This is a genomic window from Luteibacter sp. W1I16 (assembly GCF_050434905.1).
Taxonomy (GTDB): Bacteria; Pseudomonadota; Gammaproteobacteria; order Xanthomonadales; family Rhodanobacteraceae; genus Luteibacter.
In genome coordinates this window covers 1,735,244-1,754,357 of the sequence record NZ_JBNDJJ010000001.1, presented here as the reverse complement: position 1 = coordinate 1,754,357, position 19,114 = coordinate 1,735,244, and the positions used below count along the sequence as shown (strand labels likewise).

Below are 19,114 nucleotides of genomic sequence, written 5' to 3'. Positions count from 1 at the left end.
GGGACCGCGGTTTCAGTCTTTTGGAAGGCGCGGAATCAGTGTTTTGCCGATGCCGGGCGCGCCGCGCCGCACCGATAGTGTTTCCCGCCGACGCCATTGCCGCGTCGAAACGGAGAGCACGCCGATGGCCGATTTCAACCGCTTCCTGCCCACCCTGCTCAAGCACGAGGGGGGCTATGTCAACGATCCGGCCGATCCCGGCGGCGCCACGAACAAGGGCATCACCATCGCCACTTTCAGCCAGTGCGCGCAGCGCCTTCTTGGCATCGCGCCCTCGCTGGACGCCCTGCGTGCGCTCACCGACCAGCAGGCGGGAGTGATCTACAAAGCGCTGTACTGGGACGCGATCCGAGGCGATCGCATCGCCCTGCAACCGCTGGCCGAGATCGTCTTCGATTTCCAGGTGAACGCCGGTTCGCAGTCCGCGAAGCTCCTGCAGCGCGTACTCAATGACCTGGGCACCAAGCCGCCACTGATCGTGGACGGCGCGATCGGTGCCGGCACGCTCGCCGCCCTCGACGCATCCGACGCCTATGCGGTGTACGCGCGCTTCAAGCAGGGCCGGGCGGATTACTACCGTGCGCTCGTGCAGAAACGTCCCGCGCTCGGCAAGTTCCTCAAGGGCTGGCTGAATCGCGTCGCTTCCTTTCCCGACCTGACACCGCCGACGGCGGGGAGTGTGTGACGCATGGCCACGCAGACATCCCTCAACGACCTGATCGAAGCGCTGGCCGGCGCGGTCATCGACGCCCAGGACCGCATCGAGCAACACCAGATGTCGCACCTGAGCGACTACTTCGACGAAGACAACCGCCCGAAGAGCGTGGTCATCCGCATGCCTTCGTTGCAGCCGGGAGCGGGAGAGGGCGACGAAGACCTGTACCGCGCGCCCATCCTTCCGCTGGTGTCGACCAATGTCCTTCGCATCAAGGACGTGGAGATCCGTTTCGACGCGGATCTGGGCAGCCTGATCCAGGACGCGGCGCCACCGCCGGACACGCCCGAGGCCCCGGCCGAAACGCGGGGTTGGCGGGTGAGGCAGAGGCCGCCCAAGCCCTATGTGCGCGTGGATACGGCCGTGGGGGCGAGCGATCGCAAGGCCGGTGCCGTGCACGTGGTCCTGCGCGTGGAAGGGAGCGAGCCGACCGACGGCGCGGCTCGACTGATGAATCATCTCGCGCAGACCCAGGGGGTCTTCCAGACGTTCAAGCCCGGCGACTGAAGCGGTCGTCCGTAGCGAACCGTGGCGCGCATCCGGCGTGCCGCGTCATGCCAACCGTAAAGGAGTAACGCCATGGCTGACGAACTCGTCAACATGTCCAGCCAGTTCAAGGGCCTGCCGATGGGGGACCTCATCGGGGCCCCGCTGAGCGCGGCTTGCGAAGCACAGGTCAAGCTCGCCCAGGCCACCGCTGACTTCATCAAGGTCATCGGTTTCCTGCCGCCCGCCGCCGCCAACGATCCCACGGGCGTCGGCGCCACCCGCACGGCGTCGTTCAAGTTCAAGCGACCGGTCGACAACCCGGCGGGTACCGGCATCTTCGAGGAGGAGGTCGAACTCGAAGTGCCGTTGCTGGCGATCGTGAAGGTGCCCAACCTGAGCATCACCAACGTCGACATCACCTTCGACATGGAAGTGAAGTCGTCCTTCAGCCAGAAGGAATCCGAGGACAAGAAGGCCGAGTTCGCGGCCGACATGTCGATCGGTTGGGGCATCTTCTCGGCCAAGGTCCACGTGGCCGGTTCCGTCGCGACGCACAAGGAAAACACGCGTACGTCGGACAACTCGGCGAAGTACCACGTCGCCGTGCACGCCGAGGACAAGGGCATGCCCGAAGGCCTGGCCCGCGTGATGGACATCCTGCAGACCGCTTGCGCCCCGCGCAAGATCGGCCCGGCGGTGGCCGTCCCCGATGCGAGCACCCCGCCGCCGAAGTAAGCACGCCTCTTTCGCGTGCGTCACCCCTTCGCGGCGCCCTGGTCGGCGCCGCGATTTTCCGGAGTCCCACCGATGTTCGATCTCACCGATGTGAAGTTCATCAAGCGCGTGGTCGTCGGCAGCGACAACCCGAACCAGATGCGCTCGGAAGCGCAGGTCGAGGACGCGCGTGCGCTGTTGAACCGTTGTCTCACCGATTCACCGCGAGGTTCCATCCTCGGCATCGAAAAGAGCTTCACCATCCTGCAGATCGGCGAGCACCAGGTGGTGCTGCAGTGGCTTTGCTATCACGTGGGTTTCCCACGCAAGCCTGGCTGGCTACAGGAGGCCTAGGAGACCGACATGGCTTCTTGTGACTTCGACACGTTGCTTTATGGCTTGCGCGATGCCGTATGCGCCGCCGATGAATCGATCCATGCGCGTCGCCAGGCGTTGCGGCGCGATGACGATACGCATGCGTTGCATGCCTGGGTTCCGGCCTCCCCCGAGACCGACGCGGCCCTGGAGCCGGTGATCATCCCGTTGCGGCTCTTTCGCGATCACCGCCGGCCGCACATCGCCGTCATGTCCATCGAATTCGAGGGCCGGTTCGTCCTCCGGCGCGAGCGGAACGCGTCGAAGCCACGACTCGTCATCGAGATGGGAAAGCCCCGGTTCCGTTGGTTCTCACGGGCTGTCGTGCACCACGTTCGTATCTCCTATCGGTCGATCGACGCGTGGCGGCCGTTCGTCGAGATCGATGGAAAATCCATCGACCTGCCAGGCATGTGCGTGGCGGGGAACCCATCGTGAAGCACCTGACCCGCTTGCACGTTCCCGCGCAGTGGGAGCCGGCTCTGCTGGCCGTCGTCGTACCGGTCGTCGATCGCCGCCGCCGTTGGGTCACCGCAGCCATCGCGGCGTTCGCCGTCGTCTCGGCGGCCATCGCGGCCGTCGTTTTCTTCCACCCTTGACTGGAGGTTTCGCATGAATCGTTCAAAGCGTTTTTTTTCCGTTCTGGCCAGCGCCATGCTCGTCGCGCTCTGCGCGGCGGCGTCGGCACAACAATCCATTCCCACGAGCGGCACATGGCGGGGCAGCCTGACATCGAATACGAAGAGCGTGGTGGCGGTCGACGCGCAGTTCGATGCCACGAGCGTGAGCCTCCACTTCGACGAGCCCTACAACTGCCGGATCGTCGCCAACCTTCTCGCCAAGGATGGCGTCTCGACACGCTATCGCTTCAAGCCATCGACCAACGGCGGCGACTTCTGCACCCGCCTTTATCCAGGCGACCTCGTCGCGACGCCCGGGACGAAGCAGGTCACCCTCTCGATCGCGATGAAGAACGCCACGACATGGACCGGCGATCTCTCCGGTCCCGCCACGTCGCCCTAGGAGAACGTCATGGATCCTGTCTTGCTCACCCGCCTTCTGGTTACTTCTCGCCGCCGTCGGCGGGGCGATCCTTCCCGTGGCGCTCAGCAATGAAGAGTCGCGGCGACGCGCCCTGGTCCAGGTCGTGTGCGGCGCGTTGATGGCCATCTTCCTGGCCCCCGCGCTCGAGCGGCGGTTCATGCCCGACTCGCCGGCGGAGATTCAGGCCGGGGTGTCGTTCCTTGTCGGCTGCTTCGGCCTGAAGCTGGCCGTGATCGCACAACGATTGATCGACAACCGTGGCGAATCGCTGGCCAACCGGGTCATCGATCGCATCGCGGGGGGAGACGGCAAATGAACCTCGACCTGATGATCGTCAACCTCTGCTGCAGCGCCATCATGTCCCTGTGTGGATTCTGGTTGCTCACCGAGCGAACGATGTCTCGCGCGGTGCGGATCAACTGCGCGCTGGTGGCCTGCGGTGGCAGTGTCAACTCGCTCGGCATGATCGCCGCCCTGGGTCACTACGGCGGCTTCACCTACGGTGTCATCTGGCCGGGCGAAGCCATCGTCAACGTGGGCGCCGCGGCGTTGATGTTCCGTTGGACGTGGCTTTCACGCAGGAGGAGAAAAGGCGCGGAGTCGGCCTGAGGCCGGTCCTGAACGGATCGCGGCGCGGTACGTTCAGGAAGGGATCGACGTATGCGCGAATTCGGCAGGCGCCCCAATGGTGCCCCGGACGATGGGGGAAAGTGGACTGATCGGCCATGGATTCGCCATGGCCGAGTCGCAGGATCTGCGCCATTCCAGGCTCAGACTTGCCTACCAGCCACGAGGACCACGACCATGCGCATCCATGCCCGTTCGTTGCTTGCTTCGCTCATCACTCTCTCCGTCGCGCTCGGCACGGGCGCGGTCCACGCGCAGACCTCGCTCTCGGGGCTAGGCCAGTCCTGGCCGAACGCCACGGACGTCAGCACCAGCCCGAACTATCACGTGTACGTGTTCCAGCGTGGTGCCACTCATTACATCCAGGTCAACGATGCCAACGGAACGGTGCGCGGCGCCTTCGCACGCACGGCATACGCGCTGGTCGGCCTGCCCATCGGTGTGGATGCCACGCGCCTGGCGACGCCGGACGAACCGCTGCCGGTGCCGGCGAGCACGACGGGTGAGACCGTCTACGACGACGGCGCGGTGAAGCTGTTCGTGGCGCCCCAGTCGGACGGTACGATGCAGATGATGATGGTCGGTAGCGACTGCAAGACACCGCCGGAATGCGCCAGCCGCGGTCCGTGAAAGCGGCCGTGTTCGAGAGCGGGGGAGGGGCCGCTGCTGCGGCCCTTCCCTTATCGATGGTGGGGGCTGACCGATGCTTCGCGCGCCCGCGACACGAGCGTCGCCGCGATACGGCGCGCGACTTTCACACCCAGCAACAGCGATGTGGAAATGACGAAGGACAATATCGCCTGCGCCTGGATCATCGATGGATCCTGAAGCTCGAACGCGGTCGATGCCATCGCGATGCTCGCGAGCATCCCGCCGATCGCGGTGCCGTGCCATCCATGCCGCCAGGTCATTCCGAGCACGGGAATGGCCATTGCGACACGCGCGTACTGGAGAGGGCCGTCGCTCAGTTGGGAGGCGAGGCCCATCAACAGTGCCAATGCTGGCACGACGAAAAACAGCGCGTCGCGGGTGAGGGGGCTATGCCACACGGCGCGCCACGTGACCACGCTACCCGGTTGCCGTGTCAGGCGTTCGCGTAGCGCCATGATCGTCGGCGTGAGCGTGAGCGCACCGAGATAGGCACCCAGTATCCAGGCGAGGAAAAGCGATGTCGTCACGGGAGGCGTCACCGAGCCGTCGCCCATGACCACCGATGCGAGCGCAGCCGAATTGCTCGCGGCCGTGGCGGTCGCGCAGACCAATGCCGCTCCCATGATCATGCCCATGTTTATCTGTCCGTCGGCGCGCAGGAGTGTCGTGCGCGCAAGCAGCCAGGCAATGGCGGGCATGCAGAACAGAATGGGCGGGATCGACGCGACGATGGCGAAGTAAACGCCGAAGGCCGACGCGTGCAATACCGCCATCTCGGCGATGGGCAGAGCCTCGCCGATGGCGAGCGCTGGCCAGAAGCGACGAGGGACCAGCAGCAGGCAAGCCAGGCGAAGGCCCGCGGGCAACATCCAATGCGAAAACGAAAAATACCGGGTCAGCTCGTAGCACGCCGCATAGGCACCCGCGACGGCTACATATCGCCCCCAGACAAACGGATCCTTGTTCGTTCCGCCCACGTTATGCCCCTCGCCTCACTCGTCCGGACCGGGTCTGGCCAGCCGATGACGAGGCACTTCATCCACTGACCGCTTACGGCTAGTTTGAGGCTATAGCGGCCGGGCCGCCATCGATTGAAGCCCGTTTCCGAGGATTTGCCGATTAAGGGCCCCGATTGGGCCTTACCAGCGCAGGACCCGTGGCCCGGCCAGGGCGCCCAGGGCGGCGGGAATGAGCATGCCGAGCAGGTACCAGGTGGACCAGAACGGTGGTGCCATCTCGGGGCAATGCAGGCAATAGGCCACCGTTCCTGTCGCCCCTGCCAGCAGGCCGACGGCCGCCCCCGCCAGGCGCGGACGTACCGGGGCCATGCCGCGCACCGCCCAGAGCATGGCGACGAAGGCCGGCATGGCCAGCAGGGCGATCAGGACAGGGCATACCCGCCAGGTGTGGCCAAGGATCAGGGGCAGGTGGGTGCCGGGGGCGGCACGGGCGAGGACCCACGCCATCGCCGCCCAGCCGAGCGCCACCGGGACGGCGAGCACCGCCCAGGCGCCGCCCACGCGGACACCGGGCCGGGCCAGTCGCGAGGTGACCCACAGCGCCGCCGCGGCGATGGCGCTCGCGTAGGCCAGCCGGAACCAGAACGTCGGCACGCGGACCGCCTCGCCGATGTCCGGACGGACACCCAGCAGGAGGATCATCAGCAGCAAGGCGCCACCCAGTCCGGCGATCCAGGCCAACGCGAAGCGCCGCGCGGGTCCCCGGCGGTCGACGGCGGGGGCCCGGCTGGCCAGCAGGGCGACGAGGTCGTCGGTTTTCATGAGCGGCTCCGGATGCGCGCGGCCAACGCCTTCAGGCCACGGTGGACTCCCACCTTCACCGCCGATTCGGACATGCCGCACCGTTCCGCCGCTTCGGCGACCGAGAGGCCTTGCAGCTTCACGAGCACGATGGGCAGGCGGTGGCGATCCGGCAGGGCCTCGAGCAGCACGCCGACATCCCGCCGTGCGTCGGCCGGTTCGACATCGGAGGCGGTGAACAGGCCTCCGTCGTCGTCGAACGGCTCGTGCAGGGCTTCGCGACGCGAATGAGCCCGGAAGAAGTCCATGAGCTTGTACCGGGCGATCGCGTGGACCCAGGCGGTCAATGGCTGCTCCGTGCGATACGTGTGCCGCGCATTGTGCACGGCGAGAAGGGTCTCCTGGAGGATGTCCTCCACGTCCGCACGGGCACGAGGCAGGCGGCGCCGCAGGTAGGCCCGGAGATGACCCGACAGGCCATCGAGGAACTGGCGGTAGCGCGCCGCGTCCCCGGCGAGTCCGGCCACGAAAGAAGCGCGCAGTTCCGCCTCGGCTGTCGGCAGGCCGCTCGCGTCTTGTCCTTCCTCGGAGCGGGCGGTCATCTCCCGGCTTTCCATCGACAGGGATTTAGCCGCGTTGGTTGGGGCATCGCAAGAGCCTCGACGGGAGGGGAACCGGCGCCGGTAGGGTGCCGGGAAGGCGAGGGGCCATGGCGACGCGCGGGTGTGCATGCCGGGTTGTTCGCTGCGCGGCGCGGTTTGGTTACAGCTTCGCGGGAAGTTTCGTTGTAACCGTTAGGGTGCCGGTCGCGAACTTCCCCTCGACCCGGACATCGTGTCCGTTCTCGAAGGAGCACCGTATGAACCGTCACGCCGCCTCGCTCGCCCTCACCCTCGCCGCCCTCGTCGCCGGCGTCGCCCATGCCGGAGAAAACCAGGACGCCAAAAAGCCCGCCGTCGAGAAATGCTGGGGTGTGGCCAAGGCCGGACAGAACGACTGCGCCGCTGGCCCGGGTACGACCTGCGCCGGCACGGCGAAGGCCGATTACCAGAAGAACGCCTGGAAGAATGTCCCCGCCGGCACGTGCACGTCGATCAAGACGCCGAACGGCATGGGCTCGCTGACCAAGGTGGGCTGATCTCGCATGCCGCCGCCGCTCGCCGCCGGCATGGGCTTCAAGCCCGCTCACATGGAGGAGGCGCTTCACTGCGCCTCGCCGGGTCTGTGGTTCGAAGTACATCCGGAAAACTACATGGCCGACGGCGGGCCGCGCCCGGCCATGCTCGAAGCATTGGCGGAGTGCCACCCGCTGTCGCTGCACGGCGTGTCCTTGTCACTCGCGGCGGCGGCACCGCCCGACGCCGGCCATTTGCACCGGTTGCGTCGCCTGGTCGACCGCGTGAAGCCCGCGCTGGTTTCCGAACATCTGGCCTGGTCGGCGTGGGGAGGACAATACCTGCCCGATCTCTTGCCTTTCCCCCGTACGCAGGAGGCACTGGCACGTGTCGCCGCGAACGTCCTGCGTAGCCAGGACGCGTTGGGCTGCCGCATCTCGATCGAGAATCCCGCCCATTACCTCGTGCTCGACGGCCACGACTGGAGCGAAACCGACTTCCTGTCCGAACTGGTGCGCCGCACGGGGTGTGGGCTGCTGCTCGACGTCAACAACGTGCATGTCAGCGCACACAACACCGGCGTCGATGCACTGGCGTACCTGGATGCCTTCCCGTTGCACGCCGTGACCGAGATACATCTCGCCGGGCACGGCGTGGATGAGGATTTTCCGGCGACCCTGCTGGTCGATTCCCATGACGCTCCCGTGGACGAGGCCGTCTGGGGACTGTATCGCCACGTGCTTTCGCGAGGCGGCCCGCGCCCCACCTTGATCGAGCGTGACGGCAACCTGCCTTCGTTCGATGTCTTGCTCCAGGAATGCGCGAGGGCGGGGGACCTTCTCGAAACAAAGGGAATGGCCGCATGAACGCGCTCGCCGATTTCCATGACGCCTTCGTGGCCGCGTTGCACGACGAGATGTCGTCGTTCGCCCCCGCGGGCCACGCCGCTTTCGCCGTGTATCGCAATACCGTCATGCGCGCCTGCCTCGATGCGCTGGAAGCGAACTTCCCCGCCGTGCTTTGCCTGGTCGGACGCGACTGGTTTCGTGCCGCGGCGGGTATCCATGCCAGGGAATCGTTGCCGGAAGATCCACGGCTCGCTCGTTATGGAGACGACTTTCCGGCGTTCCTCGAGGCCTTCGAGCCGGCGGCGGGCTTGCCTTACCTGGCGGACGTGGCTCGCCTCGATCGGCTTTACAACGAAAGTCGCGACGCCGCCGACGCGGAGCCGCTGGACACGGATCGTCTCGTCGGAGTGGCACCGTCCGTGCTGGCGGCCACCCGTCTGCACATCCATCCGGCGACGCGATGGCTTGCGTCACCTTTCCCCGCGCTCTCGATCTGGCGACCGAGCCGGAATGGCGTCGCTGTCGGTGGCGAGCTGGCGTGGCAACCGGAATGCTCGATCGCCGTGCGCGTGGCCGGCGAGGTCAGCATGCTTCCCGCGTCACGTGCCGAACTGACCTTGCTCGAAGCCTGCCGTCGTGGCGCGACGATGGGCGAGGCCGCCGCCACGGTCGCCACGGCACATCCCGATGCTTCCATCGAACTCACCGTTTCCGGACTGTTGCGGTCCGGCGCTTTCGCCCATCCCTGAAGGACTTGCCATGGCATCGACCACCCTTGCCGTCAACGCGCGCCGGTCGCCGCGTTCGCGCTGGAACGCACTCGCCGACCGCGTGGAGCGTTCGATCGGACACGATTTCCTGGCCCTCGTCGCGAGGCTCTCCATCGCCGCCATCTTCTTCCAGTCGGGCCGCACGAAGGTGGAAGGTTTTCTTACCGTCACCGAGGGCACGTACGAGTTGTTCCGCAGCGAGTACAAGGTTCCGCTGATTCCGCCCGAGATAGCCGCGCACCTGTCCGCCGGTGTCGAGACCTTCGTGCCGATCCTGCTCGTGTTGGGGCTGGCCACGCGTTTGTCAGCCTTCGTCCTGCTCGGAATGACCACGGTGATCGAGGTTTTCGTCTATCCGGACGCCTGGCCCACCCACCTGTCCTGGGCGGCTATCCAGCTCTACCTCGTCGCCCGCGGTGGCGGTCGCCTTTCTGTCGACCGTGCCCTTGGCATCCGCTGAAAAAAAGCGTATCCAGCTGTAACCGGATGTCTCGTCACGGCGAATCCGTCCATGCCATCCCGGCATTCCTTTCGTACGGAGAACGACCATGCATACCGCCACCCACAGCATCGCCGCGGCCGCCGCCATCTTCGCCGTGTCGGCCGCCGCGATCTCGGCGCCGGCCCACGCCGCTGAACAGGCCGCCGGCAAGACCGTGCACTGCTATGGCATCAACAGCTGCAAGGGCACGTCCGATTGCAAGTCGGGCAACCACGAGTGCAAGGGCCAGAACGACTGCAAGGGCCAGGGCTTCAAGGCCGTGTCCGTGCAGGAGTGCACGGCGCAGGGCGGCAGCACCACGCCACCGGCCAAGTAAAGGTTTTCGACCATCGCCCGGCTGCCTGTCGGCCGGGCATTTCGTTCGCGGAGCGTGTCATGTCCCATCCATCGCCGACCCCGTTCCATGGATTCGGACTCGGCTTGCGCATTCCGCACTACACCGATTTCCTGGAGACGCCACAGCCGGTCGATTTTCTCGAGGTGATCTCGGAAAACTTCATGGTCGAAGGCGGCAAACCACTCGATGTGCTCATGCGCGTTCGCGAGCGCTACCCCGTGGCATTGCACGGCGTGTCGATGAACATCGGTTCGTCCGACGGCGTCGACATCCCCTATCTGCGCCGCCTGCGTCGACTGGCGGATCGTATCGAACCGCTATGGGTTTCGGACCATCTGTGCTGGACGGGCATCGACGGCCACAATTCGCACGACCTGCTTCCGTTGCCCTATACCGGCGAAGCGCTCGCCTTGGTCGCGGCCAACATACATGCCGTACAAGATGCATTGGGCCGTGCCCTGGTACTCGAGAATCCATCGACCTATCTCGACTTTCCCGAGACGGCCATGGGTGAGGCGGCCTTCCTCCACGAACTCTGCGATCGCACCGGTTGCTTCCTGCTTCTGGATGTGAACAACATCTACGTCAGCGCGACGAACCACGGCTTCGATCCTGACGACTGGATCGAACGTCTTCCGCTGGATCGCGTGCGCCAGGTACACCTCGCTGGCCACAGTCAGGGGCGCGACATGCTCGTGGACACACATGACACGCCCGTGCCCGATCCGGTATGGGCGTTGTATACGCGTTTCGTCGAGCGGCTCGGCGATGTCGCCGTGATGATCGAACGTGACGACAGCATCCCGCCCCTTCCCGAACTGCTGGCGGAAGTCGCTCACGCGCGCGATCTCGCCGATGCCGTTCGCCAGCGCGCCGCATGAATCTGCGCGACCGCCAGCGCGCCTTCGCCTCCGCGCTGTTCGCGGGAACCGTTCCCGAGGATATCGATCCTCGCGGCATGTCGGTCTACGCCGCCAACTACCGCTGCCAACTGGTGGCGTGTCTGCGTGACACCTATGGAAAAACGGCGCTATGGCTGGGCGATGACGTCTTCGATGCGGTGGCGTCGCGCTACGTCGAGAGGCATATCCCTTCGTCATGGACGCTGGACGCGTATGGCGAATCGTTCGTGCTGTTTCTCGAACAGTCCTATCCTGCCGACGATGAAGTGGCCGAACTGGCGTGGCTGGACTGGCATCTGCGCCGGGCGTTCTCAGGACCGGACGCCGAGACCATCGGGGTAGGGGACCTCGCGGCCGATGACTGGGATCGCGTGGAAATCGACTTCGTGCCGACCTTGCGCTTCCGCCCCATGCGAAGCAACGCCGTCGCCATCTGGCGCGCGATCGCCGATGGCGTCGCCCCTCCGGCACCTGTCACCGTAGAGCAAGGCGTGGGCGCACGCGTGTGGCGCAATGGCCTTTCGCCCCAGTTCGCCAGCATGACGGCGGACGAATCCGCCTGTCTCGATCTTGCCCTCACCGGGGCCAGCTTCGGCGAACTCTGCGAATACCTCGGACGCACGCACGACCCTGAGCGCACGGCACGTATTGCCGGTGGCTGCCTCGGCGCGTGGACGGCCGAAGGCATGATTCGCGGGTTACGCCGCTGAGACGAGTTCGTATCCGGGTTGACCTGAATCAATGAATGCTTCTTTCGTCATCAATGTTTCATACGCAGTATTTGCAGTTTTTCAGAACCCTTCTATTGCGGTTGAATCCAAAAGGTGAGTTCATGCCTGCCATGCAGGAGTAGCTGATCTGGAGGATCGCAAATGACATCGTACAAACCCAATCCGGAACTTGCCGGACCGCTATACGGAAAGGACCCATGGCCCTTGCGATTTCACACGCACGGCTTTGGCGCGGTCTGTTTCAACACACTCGCCTGCAGCATCATTTATCACGGTCATGAGTTCGGCACACGCAAGTTGGACGCGTACGCTGAGGTCCAAGATGGACCCTCCGGTCCACCGCCCGCTGACGATTGGCGGGACGACTGGACGGGAAGTCACAGCTTCGTCGCTGTATCAGGACAAACGTTTTCTGGCCCGTTGGAGCTTCATTGGACGTCAATGGATGGCGCCGAGCATGCCGCACTGATTGACTTTGATGAGATGTTTAGTGAACGCCTCGTTCTTCATGTCGTGCGCCGCGATGAGGTGAAGGAGGCTTGGCTTAATGCAGCGTCAATATCTCCTGTCAGTCCTGACATCCTCGTAGAGGTCAACGATCGCGTCGTTAGCGTTTTTATGCGGGCGATGGTAGCGACAGAGGCCGAGCAGGTTCCTGGGAACAGCTTTAGCCATTTCCGCAATGACTTGATTCGGGCGTGGACAAGAACCTATTGAGCAGGGAGTGCTCGAAGTGACAAATATTCGTACAAGCGTTGATGGTTTTCCTGACGACAGAGTCGGGCATGAGTTGATGAGCCCAAGGCACATGGCGCTCTACAAGGAAGCCAGTGAAGCCCTGGCGGATTTCAAGGTTCCAGTTCTGGTGAACGCGGGGAATGCTCACGAGAAGCTCTATGTGGTGGCGTTCGATGGGACGCGGCCAAGTGCATGCCCGTTACGTCGAAGGCCCGGGTACTCAGGCGCAAAGGATCGAGAGGTGGGGAGACTCGCTTACTGGGCGTAGTTACGAATCAAATATTGAGAAGGCTTACGATGATCTGGTTGTCAAGGCTAACGAGTGGAGGCTGAAGGATCCAGCTGCGATCGTCCGCGTCCACAGCATTGGCTTTAGTCGAGGTGCCAGCCAAGTGCCGGCATTTGCGAGGCTCGTTCATGAGAACGGGATACCGGACCTTAGTAGTAGGGTTAGTGCGATTGACGGAACCATTAGCTACCAACGTTATATCGCCCCGCCGGGGAAGGTTGTTCAAGCAGTCGGCCTATTCGACCCAGTAGCCACCGGCGCCCCGATGAACTTCGATCGCCGCCTACCCCCGTCGGTCGTCTCCGGCCTCCAGATCACCGCCGCCGACGAACGCCGCATGGCGTTCCCTTCCGACCAGATCATTCTTCCGGGTCGATCGGCTGACGGTCGCTTCCTCAACATCATGGTGCACGGTGCCCATTCGGACGTGGGAGGTGGTTACCTCCGTAACGGCGCATCGACTCTCTGCGGCAACCTTATGCGTGATTACTGCAATGCGCTTCGTGACGAGCCGTATCTCCAGAGGGAACCCGTTCCGGCGGACCAGCGCATGAATGTCATTCATCACTCGAACAAGGGTATGGATGTGTTTCGGTTCGATCCTCGGGAAGCCACGCGTGGCAAGCCCAGCGGCACGAACGAGCGGCTTGCGCCCCGTCACGTCGAGCATGCTGGACCGGCGCCGCATGGGCCGCTGCCGGTGGATCGGACGTTGCTAAAAGGTCTGACATACGTCGATGGAAGTCCTGGGATGAACATCGTGGCGCCGTCCCAGCCTGAGACAACATCGTCCGATGACATGCGTAGAGCGGGACGGCCGCATCCTATGGCGAGTCCTGTTCTTCGGCGGGTGGGTGTCGCAGGGACCGTAGTGGATGTCGGTTTAACAGCCGCATCAGTTTTGAAGAATGACCTCGACGGGAACATTACGGCTGCGGACTCCCACCTCGTGCACGCCCTTAGTCGGAACGCTGCCGGCTGGGCCGGCGCCCAATCCCTCATGTCAGCCGGCGCCGCCCTGGGCATCGAGTCCGGCCCAGGCATGTTCGTCACCGGTGCCATCGGCGGGGTCGCCGGCTTCGTGGCGGGCGACAAGATCGCAGATGCCTACGACCAGTACCGCATCCGCAATCAGAACGATTCGCACGGCAACACCTGGCATCACGACGACCGGCAAGGATGGACGATCGACGTCCCACCCCTGCCGGATCATCCACGTGGGCAACGGCTGTTCGCGGATGCCGCCCTGTCCAGTCAGTTGTCCTACCAGGCCAGCAATAGGGCGGTCGAGTTGGCCTTGGGTAATGAGTACCCGGCACGCGATCCGTTCGTCCAGCCGGCGTCACCCGCCGACACGCCCAGCCTCCGTGAGGCCCCCTGGACGCATCAGACGCAAACGCACCAGTGGACGCGGCAGGTAACCGACCAGCGGCTCGAGCACGGCATGACCCGCTCCCATGTGGAGGTGGCGAGTCCACAGCGTGCGGCGGAACTGGATCGTCTTGCGGAACGCACGATCCAGCAGAACATCGCGGAGTCGTCGCTCGGTGTCGCCCAGCGCTATCAGCTTGCCTACGAGCGGGAAGGGTGGGATCGGCATGGGCCCATGCCCGAGGCCGTCGCCCATGCCGTGGCGCGGCCCGCCGACCAGATCCTCGCGTCGGACGGCCACACCTATACGCACGGTCGTGACCGCCAGTGGTCCCGCGACACGCTGCTTGGAAGCCGCTCCGCTCACGAGAACCTGCGTGAGGAACTGGATGCGTCGGAGCGCGTAGCCCAAGGACTGAAGAAGGGCGTAGACAGCGTGGCCCTGGCTCATCCGCACGTCGCCCCCGCGTTGCCGACACGGCTGGACGATCCCAACCATCCCGATCACGCCTTCTTCAAGGAAATCCGGGGACACGTGGTCGAACTGGACAGGAGCCTCAACCGTTCCCCGGACCATCACACCGACAACATCGCATCGGCACTGACCGTGCAGGCACGGGCCGATGGCCTCAGTCACGTCGACCGGATCGCCCTATCCGCCGATGGCCAGGCGATGTGGGCCTCGCAAACCCCGGCAGGACGCAAGGACCACGTCTTCGACCTGACCACGAAGGTGCCGACTGCGGAAGCGAGCACGCCGATGGAGCAAAGCGGGGCGAAGTGGCCTGAAGCCATGCAGCAGTTCCAGGGGCATGAGCAGGAACTGGCACAGACCCAACAGCAATCGTTGGAGCGCGCTCAGGCCGAGAACCAGGCCCAATCCATGAGCGGTCCCGTCATGAGGATGTAAGAGCACGGTGGCCATAAGGCTAAACTGCACCGATGATCGACGACGCGCATCTCGCCCATGGGCTCGCGGGTGACCACCTGGAGCCCGACTGGCCGCCGCTGACGGTAGACGAGGTCGTCGCCGTCGTGGCTCGCGTGCCGGCGCTTGGCTCGTTGCTCTCCATCGACTGGCGTAGCCCGCGGCCGCTCTCGGCGGCCGCGCTGGCGACGACATCGTCGGGCCGGGTGTTCGTGAAGCGACATCACCGGAGCGTGCGCGACACGCATGCGCTGGGCGAAGAGCACCGATTCACCGATTTCCTACGGGCGAAGGGCATCCCGGTACCGCGCGTTCTCCGCGATGGTTCGGGCGAGTCCGTGTTCATCGAAGGCGATTGGGTCTTCGAGTTGCACGAGCCCGCACGTGGCGTGGATGCTTACCGCGATGCGTTCTCATGGTCGCCCATCGGCGGCGTGCGGCACGCCCGTGCCGCTGGCGCCATGCTCGCGCGCCTGCATGCCGCGGCGGAGGATTTCCACGCGCCACAACGCGGCACGCATATCCTAATCGCACGCGCGGAGATCCTCGCCTCGCCAGATCCTCTCGCGGCGATCGCTTCACAGTTGTCCGCGCGGCCGGCTCTGGCCGCCTATCTCGGCGAGCGCAACTGGCGAGCGGAGATCGGTGCGGCGGTCGAGCCCTGGCATGCCCGGGTGGCCGATGCCCTGCGGACGCAGCCGCCTCTCTGGACACACGGGGACTGGCATGTTTCCAACCTCTGCTGGAGCGGGACGGACGGCGACGCGGACATCACGGACGTGCTGGATTTCGGCTTGTCTGCCGTGACTTTCGCCTTGTTCGACCTAGCCACCGCCATCGAGCGCAACGCGATCGCCTGGCTCGACGTCGAGCGAGGCGATATCGCCCGTCACGACCTCGCACTGGCCATCGTCGAGGGATACCGCTCCGTCAGGTCGTTGGACACGGCCCAACTCCACATCTTGGCGAACCTCCTGCCCATTGTCCATCTGGATTTCGCCCTGTCCGAAGTGGAGTATTTCGAAGGGATCACCCACCGCCGCGACCACGCCGACGTGGCTTACCACACCTTCCTGCGTGGCCACGCCGCCTGGTTCACCGGCGTCCACGGGCAGGCCCTGCTCGCGGCCATTCGCGGCATTGCCTGACATTTCGTGGTTCAATAGACGTTCTAGAAGCGGGGGTGCCCGGCGAACGCCAGGCTGAGAGAGTCCCTTGGAACCTGACCCGGTTAATACCGGCGTAGGGAGCTTGCAGAGCCATGGAATCCCCCTCGGGGTGACCTGGTTCGCCGTCGCTTCGTCCGTGAACCCCGAAGACGACGATGACCCTCACCCGTACCCCGCTCGCCCTGGCCCTGCTTTCCCTTGTCACCGTGGCACACGCCACGGACGATGCCTCGTCGCAGCCGCAGCAAGCGCGCACGCTGCCCACCGTGGACGTCCACGCGACCACCGCCGGCGGGTACCGCGCCGCCGATTCCCAGCTCGACACCTTCGGCAGCTTCGGCAATGCACCGTTGCACGACACCCCGGCGGCAATCACCGTCATCACCCGGGCGCAGATCGACGACCGCCAGCCGCGTTCGCTGAGCGAACTGGTGCGCGGCGACGCCGCCATCAACGATAACTACGCGCCGGTGGGCTACTACCAGGATGTCTCCATCCGCGGCTTCCCGCTGGACCTCGCCACCGGTTTCCGCTTCAACGGCATGATCATGTCCGCGGAACAGTTGCTGGCGCTCGAAGGCAAGGACCGCGTCGAGGTGTTGAAGGGGCTCGGCGGCCTCGAGGCCGGCGTGGTCGAGCCGGGCGGCCTGGTCAACTACGTAAGCAAGCGTCCGGCGGACGTCCATACGGTGACCGTCGGCACCGATTCGCACGGATCGAACTACGAGGCCCTGGATCTGGGGGCGTGGTTCTCGCCGTCATTCGGCGTGCGCGTGAACGCGGCGAACGAGAAGACGCACTCCTACATCGAGCATGCCGATGGCCGGCGCAGCTTCCTGTCGATCGGCGCCGACTGGAAGATCACGGACAAGGCCACGCTGCTGCTGGACACCGATTACCAGACCAGCGGCCAGCGTTCCGCCTCCGGTTATCAGTTGCTTGGTGGCACGACCCTGCCCGCGCATCCGAGCCGCACGGCGTTGCTCGGCTACCAGTCGTGGCAGCGTCCGGTCGGCATCCACTCGAGCAACACGTCGTTGCGCTTCAACTATCGCTTCAATGACAACTGGAACGCACAGGTTTCGGCTGGCCACAGTCATACCGTGATCGACGACAACGTCGCCTTCGCGTACGGTTGCTTCTACGCGGCCTCCTGCGCTTCAGGTGCCACACCCGGTTATTTCTTCGCGCCCAATGGCGACTACGACGTCTACGACTTCCGCAGCCCGGACGACACCCGGCAGAACGACGAAGTGCGCGGCGTGCTCACGGGTACGTTCGCGACGGGCGCCCTGGACCACGAGGTCAATCTGGGCGCCTCGGCTTTCCGGCGCACGGTCGATCAGCGCCCCTATGTCTACGACTACGTGGGCACCGCCAATATCGATGACTGGGTCGTGCCTCCCTTCGACCCATCACCGAACCAGCCCGGTCCTTCCGCGCGGCGTCTCACCAGTTGGCAGCGCACGCTGTTCGCCATCGACCGCGTCCATCTCGGCGAGGCGTGGCAAGTGCTCGCGGGCGCGCGCTTCGTTCGCCTGAACGAGCGTGCATACGACGATGCCGGGGCACTCGAGCGGACGACGCGGATGACCAGGACGTTGCCGCAGGCGGCGGTCCTCTGGCAGCCGAACGCACCACTCACGACCTACGTGAGTTATGGCGAAGGCCTGTCGCTGGGCCGCGAGGCGCCTTACTGGACGTCGAACGGGGGAACGACTCTCGCGCCGCTGCATTCGCGCCAGGTCGAGGCCGGCGTGAAGTACGCGGTCAACGATGCGCTCGACGTGCAGGCGGCCGTCTACCGCATCCGCCAGTCGTACCAGTTCGCGCGTTCTGACGACACGGCGGAAGGTTTCACCTTCGTGCAGCAGGGCCAGGAAATGCACACAGGCCTGGAACTCAACGCGGCCGGCCGCATCACCGACAACCTGCGCCTGACCGCCAGCGCGAACATCATCCGTGCCCGCGCCGAGAATACGGGTACGCCGTCCTACGAAGACCACCAGGTGGTGAACGTGCCGCGCTGGCGCACCGCTGTCTACGCCGACTACAGCCTCCCGTTCGCGCCGGGGCTCGCGATCCTCGGTGGCTGGCGCTACGCGGGCACCAACGTCGCCACGCCCGACGGCCAGACGCGCGTGCCCGCCTACCACGTGTTCGACGCGGGGCTCCGCTTCACCACGAGCATCCGTGGTCACGCGACGACGCTGCGGCTCAACGTCGACAATGTGTTCAATCATTTCTACTGGCGCGACACCGGTACCTCGGGAGGCGATAGCTATCTCTTCCCCGGCATGCCCCGGCTGGCTCGCTTGTCGATGACCTATGAACTTTGAGCTTTCCCTCTTCGAACTGTTCGCGGCGCTGGTCAGTGCCGCGGGTGTGTGGCTGACCGCAAGGCGCAGTCCCTGGTGCTGGCCGGTGGGACTGGTATCGGTCATCGCCTATGCGTGGATCTTCGTCGACGCGAAGCTCTACTCCGACACCATCCTGCAAGCGATCTTCGCCGTGCTGATCGTGTATGGCTGGCATCGCTGGCTGCGTAACCTCGACGGCAGCGGCCATGTCCGCGTCGCATCGCTGCCGCCCCGTGACGCACTGCTGCACCTGACGGTAGGTACGGCGGCGGCACTGGCGCTGGGCTATGCGATGCACCGCTACACCGATGCCTCGCTGCCCTGGCTGGACGCCGCGCTGACCGCCTTCAGCCTCGTGGCCCAGTGGTGGCAGGCGAGACGTCATGCGGCGGCGTGGTGGTTGTGGATCGCGGTGGACGTGATCTACGTGGGCGAGTACGCCTATAAGTCATTGCCGATCACGGCGGTGCTTTATGCCGGGTTCGTGGTTCTCGCGGCGATCGGGTTGCGCGCCTGGCGCCAGGGCGAGGCGGCTCCGCAAAGCGCATGAGGATGTCGAGCGCGGCGGCGTAGGCGAAATTGGTGACGATTTTCAGAAAACTTCTATGTGCCATGCAGGCGGAGTCCCCCATCATGCATGGGTCGCCGCAGGCCGGGGCGGTTGGCTCAAGGACTTGAG

25 protein-coding genes and 1 riboswitch are annotated in these 19,114 nt (G+C 65.0%); of the genes, 22 read left to right on the top strand and 3 right to left on the bottom strand.

Annotated elements, in window-relative coordinates:
• Positions 1-124: 124 nt before the first annotated feature.
• From QFZ41_RS07860 to QFZ41_RS07815, 10 genes are all read left to right on the top strand, one after another.
• Positions 125-685, top strand: coding sequence for a glycoside hydrolase family 108 protein (locus QFZ41_RS07860; protein ID WP_429198247.1), 561 nt, complete (start codon positions 125-127; stop codon positions 683-685).
• A gap of 3 nt (positions 686-688) precedes the next feature.
• Positions 689-1,222 (top strand): DUF2589 domain-containing protein, encoded by a 534-nt coding sequence (locus QFZ41_RS07855; protein WP_429198246.1) that lies wholly within the window; start codon positions 689-691, stop codon positions 1,220-1,222.
• Positions 1,223-1,294: 72 nt separating this feature from the next.
• On the top strand, positions 1,295-1,939 hold the full coding sequence (locus QFZ41_RS07850; protein WP_429198245.1) for a DUF2589 domain-containing protein: 645 nt from the start codon (positions 1,295-1,297) through the stop codon (positions 1,937-1,939).
• A 72-nt stretch (positions 1,940-2,011) separates the two neighbouring features.
• Entirely contained in the window at positions 2,012-2,272 is a 261-nt protein-coding gene (locus QFZ41_RS07845; RefSeq protein WP_429198244.1) for a hypothetical protein, read from the top strand.
• Positions 2,273-2,281: 9 nt separating this feature from the next.
• Positions 2,282-2,731, top strand: coding sequence for a hypothetical protein (locus tag QFZ41_RS07840; RefSeq protein ID WP_429198243.1), 450 nt, complete (start codon positions 2,282-2,284; stop codon positions 2,729-2,731).
• Positions 2,728-2,892, top strand: coding sequence for a hypothetical protein (locus tag QFZ41_RS07835; RefSeq protein ID WP_429198242.1), 165 nt, complete (start codon positions 2,728-2,730; stop codon positions 2,890-2,892). The genes QFZ41_RS07840 and QFZ41_RS07835 overlap by 4 nt, the downstream gene beginning before the upstream one ends.
• Positions 2,893-2,905: 13 nt before the next feature.
• Complete coding sequence (locus QFZ41_RS07830; RefSeq protein ID WP_429198241.1) at positions 2,906-3,316, top strand: hypothetical protein; 411 nt, start codon at positions 2,906-2,908, stop codon at positions 3,314-3,316.
• Positions 3,317-3,455: 139 nt separating this feature from the next.
• Complete coding sequence (locus QFZ41_RS07825; RefSeq protein ID WP_429198240.1) at positions 3,456-3,653, top strand: hypothetical protein; 198 nt, start codon at positions 3,456-3,458, stop codon at positions 3,651-3,653.
• A complete protein-coding gene (locus QFZ41_RS07820; protein ID WP_429198239.1) occupies positions 3,650-3,946 on the top strand; it encodes a hypothetical protein in 297 nt (98 codons plus the stop codon). The genes QFZ41_RS07825 and QFZ41_RS07820 overlap by 4 nt, the downstream gene beginning before the upstream one ends.
• A 195-nt stretch (positions 3,947-4,141) precedes the next feature.
• Positions 4,142-4,594, top strand: coding sequence for a hypothetical protein (locus QFZ41_RS07815; RefSeq protein WP_429198238.1), 453 nt, complete (start codon positions 4,142-4,144; stop codon positions 4,592-4,594).
• A gap of 50 nt (positions 4,595-4,644) precedes the next feature.
• Here the strand turns inward: QFZ41_RS07815 and QFZ41_RS07810 are convergent, their stop codons facing one another.
• From QFZ41_RS07810 to QFZ41_RS07800, 3 genes are all read right to left on the bottom strand, one after another.
• Complete coding sequence (locus tag QFZ41_RS07810) at positions 4,645-5,592, bottom strand: MASE1 domain-containing protein (RefSeq protein ID WP_429198237.1); 948 nt, start codon at positions 5,590-5,592, stop codon at positions 4,645-4,647.
• Between the two features lie 162 nt (positions 5,593-5,754).
• Positions 5,755-6,396, bottom strand: coding sequence for an NrsF family protein (locus QFZ41_RS07805; RefSeq protein WP_429198236.1), 642 nt, complete (start codon positions 6,394-6,396; stop codon positions 5,755-5,757).
• A complete protein-coding gene (locus tag QFZ41_RS07800) occupies positions 6,393-6,977 on the bottom strand; it encodes a sigma-70 family RNA polymerase sigma factor (RefSeq protein ID WP_429198235.1) in 585 nt (194 codons plus the stop codon). Before QFZ41_RS07800 ends, QFZ41_RS07805 begins: the two co-directional genes overlap by 4 nt.
• Before the next feature lie 257 nt (positions 6,978-7,234).
• Between QFZ41_RS07800 and QFZ41_RS07795 the strand changes: the two genes are divergently transcribed.
• The 12 genes from QFZ41_RS07795 to pnuC all read left to right on the top strand — a co-directional run bounded on the left by QFZ41_RS07795 (position 7,235) and on the right by pnuC (position 18,985).
• The gene (locus tag QFZ41_RS07795; protein WP_429198234.1) at positions 7,235-7,513 is read left to right on the top strand and encodes a BufA1 family periplasmic bufferin-type metallophore; all 279 of its coding nucleotides are present in this window, start codon (positions 7,235-7,237) and stop codon (positions 7,511-7,513) included.
• A 6-nt stretch (positions 7,514-7,519) separates the two neighbouring features.
• Positions 7,520-8,356, top strand: coding sequence for an MNIO family bufferin maturase (gene bufB, locus QFZ41_RS07790; RefSeq protein WP_429198233.1), 837 nt, complete (start codon positions 7,520-7,522; stop codon positions 8,354-8,356).
• Complete coding sequence (locus QFZ41_RS07785; protein ID WP_429198232.1) at positions 8,353-9,087, top strand: HvfC/BufC family peptide modification chaperone; 735 nt, start codon at positions 8,353-8,355, stop codon at positions 9,085-9,087. The genes bufB (QFZ41_RS07790) and QFZ41_RS07785 overlap by 4 nt, the downstream gene beginning before the upstream one ends.
• 10 nt (positions 9,088-9,097) lie before the next feature.
• Positions 9,098-9,568, top strand: coding sequence for a DoxX family protein (locus tag QFZ41_RS07780; RefSeq protein WP_429198231.1), 471 nt, complete (start codon positions 9,098-9,100; stop codon positions 9,566-9,568).
• 88 nt (positions 9,569-9,656) lie between these two features.
• The gene (gene bufA2, locus QFZ41_RS07775) at positions 9,657-9,926 is read left to right on the top strand and encodes a BufA2 family periplasmic bufferin-type metallophore (RefSeq protein ID WP_306851094.1); all 270 of its coding nucleotides are present in this window, start codon (positions 9,657-9,659) and stop codon (positions 9,924-9,926) included.
• Between the two features lie 59 nt (positions 9,927-9,985).
• Complete coding sequence (gene bufB, locus QFZ41_RS07770) at positions 9,986-10,828, top strand: MNIO family bufferin maturase (protein WP_429198230.1); 843 nt, start codon at positions 9,986-9,988, stop codon at positions 10,826-10,828.
• Complete coding sequence (locus tag QFZ41_RS07765) at positions 10,825-11,559, top strand: DNA-binding domain-containing protein (RefSeq protein ID WP_429198229.1); 735 nt, start codon at positions 10,825-10,827, stop codon at positions 11,557-11,559. The genes bufB (QFZ41_RS07770) and QFZ41_RS07765 overlap by 4 nt, the downstream gene beginning before the upstream one ends.
• A 162-nt stretch (positions 11,560-11,721) precedes the next feature.
• Positions 11,722-12,297, top strand: a complete 576-nt coding sequence (locus QFZ41_RS07760; RefSeq protein WP_429198228.1) for a hypothetical protein — start codon at positions 11,722-11,724, stop codon at positions 12,295-12,297.
• A 575-nt stretch (positions 12,298-12,872) separates the two neighbouring features.
• Positions 12,873-14,888: an XVIPCD domain-containing protein gene (locus tag QFZ41_RS07755; protein ID WP_429198227.1), complete on the top strand. Its 2,016-nt coding sequence runs from the start codon at positions 12,873-12,875 to the stop codon at positions 14,886-14,888.
• A 32-nt stretch (positions 14,889-14,920) separates the two neighbouring features.
• Complete coding sequence (locus QFZ41_RS07750) at positions 14,921-16,054, top strand: phosphotransferase enzyme family protein (RefSeq protein WP_429198226.1); 1,134 nt, start codon at positions 14,921-14,923, stop codon at positions 16,052-16,054.
• Between the two features lie 21 nt (positions 16,055-16,075).
• Positions 16,076-16,172: riboswitch (TPP riboswitch) on the top strand.
• Positions 16,173-16,230: 58 nt separating this feature from the next.
• Entirely contained in the window at positions 16,231-18,414 is a 2,184-nt protein-coding gene (locus QFZ41_RS07745) for a TonB-dependent siderophore receptor (RefSeq protein ID WP_429198225.1), read from the top strand.
• Complete coding sequence (gene pnuC, locus QFZ41_RS07740; RefSeq protein WP_429198224.1) at positions 18,404-18,985, top strand: nicotinamide riboside transporter PnuC; 582 nt, start codon at positions 18,404-18,406, stop codon at positions 18,983-18,985. Before QFZ41_RS07745 ends, pnuC begins: the two co-directional genes overlap by 11 nt.
• The last annotated feature ends 129 nt before the right edge of the window (positions 18,986-19,114 follow it).

Bases quoted from the DNA above. Each gene is read 5' to 3' on its own strand.
- QFZ41_RS07765 (WP_429198229.1), top strand. From the start codon at position 10,825: ATGAATCTGCGCGACCGCCAGCGCGCCTTCGCCTCCGCGCTGTTCGCG.
- bufB (WP_429198230.1), top strand. From the start codon at position 9,986: ATGTCCCATCCATCGCCGACCCCGTTCCATGGATTCGGACTCGGCTTG.
- QFZ41_RS07825 (WP_429198240.1), top strand. From the start codon at position 3,456: ATGGCCATCTTCCTGGCCCCCGCGCTCGAGCGGCGGTTCATGCCCGAC.
- QFZ41_RS07750 (WP_429198226.1), top strand. From the start codon at position 14,921: ATGATCGACGACGCGCATCTCGCCCATGGGCTCGCGGGTGACCACCTG.
- QFZ41_RS07840 (WP_429198243.1), top strand. From the start codon at position 2,282: ATGGCTTCTTGTGACTTCGACACGTTGCTTTATGGCTTGCGCGATGCC.
- QFZ41_RS07815 (WP_429198238.1), top strand. From the start codon at position 4,142: ATGCGCATCCATGCCCGTTCGTTGCTTGCTTCGCTCATCACTCTCTCC.
- bufA2 (WP_306851094.1), top strand. From the start codon at position 9,657: ATGCATACCGCCACCCACAGCATCGCCGCGGCCGCCGCCATCTTCGCC.
- QFZ41_RS07795 (WP_429198234.1), top strand. From the start codon at position 7,235: ATGAACCGTCACGCCGCCTCGCTCGCCCTCACCCTCGCCGCCCTCGTC.
- QFZ41_RS07820 (WP_429198239.1), top strand. From the start codon at position 3,650: ATGAACCTCGACCTGATGATCGTCAACCTCTGCTGCAGCGCCATCATG.
- QFZ41_RS07805 (WP_429198236.1), bottom strand. From the start codon at position 6,396: ATGAAAACCGACGACCTCGTCGCCCTGCTGGCCAGCCGGGCCCCCGCC.
- QFZ41_RS07755 (WP_429198227.1), top strand. From the start codon at position 12,873: ATGAACTTCGATCGCCGCCTACCCCCGTCGGTCGTCTCCGGCCTCCAG.
- QFZ41_RS07860 (WP_429198247.1), top strand. From the start codon at position 125: ATGGCCGATTTCAACCGCTTCCTGCCCACCCTGCTCAAGCACGAGGGG.
- QFZ41_RS07745 (WP_429198225.1), top strand. From the start codon at position 16,231: ATGACCCTCACCCGTACCCCGCTCGCCCTGGCCCTGCTTTCCCTTGTC.
- QFZ41_RS07850 (WP_429198245.1), top strand. From the start codon at position 1,295: ATGGCTGACGAACTCGTCAACATGTCCAGCCAGTTCAAGGGCCTGCCG.
- bufB (WP_429198233.1), top strand. From the start codon at position 7,520: ATGCCGCCGCCGCTCGCCGCCGGCATGGGCTTCAAGCCCGCTCACATG.
- QFZ41_RS07855 (WP_429198246.1), top strand. From the start codon at position 689: ATGGCCACGCAGACATCCCTCAACGACCTGATCGAAGCGCTGGCCGGC.
- QFZ41_RS07780 (WP_429198231.1), top strand. From the start codon at position 9,098: ATGGCATCGACCACCCTTGCCGTCAACGCGCGCCGGTCGCCGCGTTCG.
- QFZ41_RS07800 (WP_429198235.1), bottom strand. From the start codon at position 6,977: ATGACCGCCCGCTCCGAGGAAGGACAAGACGCGAGCGGCCTGCCGACA.
- pnuC (WP_429198224.1), top strand. From the start codon at position 18,404: ATGAACTTTGAGCTTTCCCTCTTCGAACTGTTCGCGGCGCTGGTCAGT.
- QFZ41_RS07760 (WP_429198228.1), top strand. From the start codon at position 11,722: ATGACATCGTACAAACCCAATCCGGAACTTGCCGGACCGCTATACGGA.
- QFZ41_RS07785 (WP_429198232.1), top strand. From the start codon at position 8,353: ATGAACGCGCTCGCCGATTTCCATGACGCCTTCGTGGCCGCGTTGCAC.
- QFZ41_RS07845 (WP_429198244.1), top strand. From the start codon at position 2,012: ATGTTCGATCTCACCGATGTGAAGTTCATCAAGCGCGTGGTCGTCGGC.
- QFZ41_RS07830 (WP_429198241.1), top strand. From the start codon at position 2,906: ATGAATCGTTCAAAGCGTTTTTTTTCCGTTCTGGCCAGCGCCATGCTC.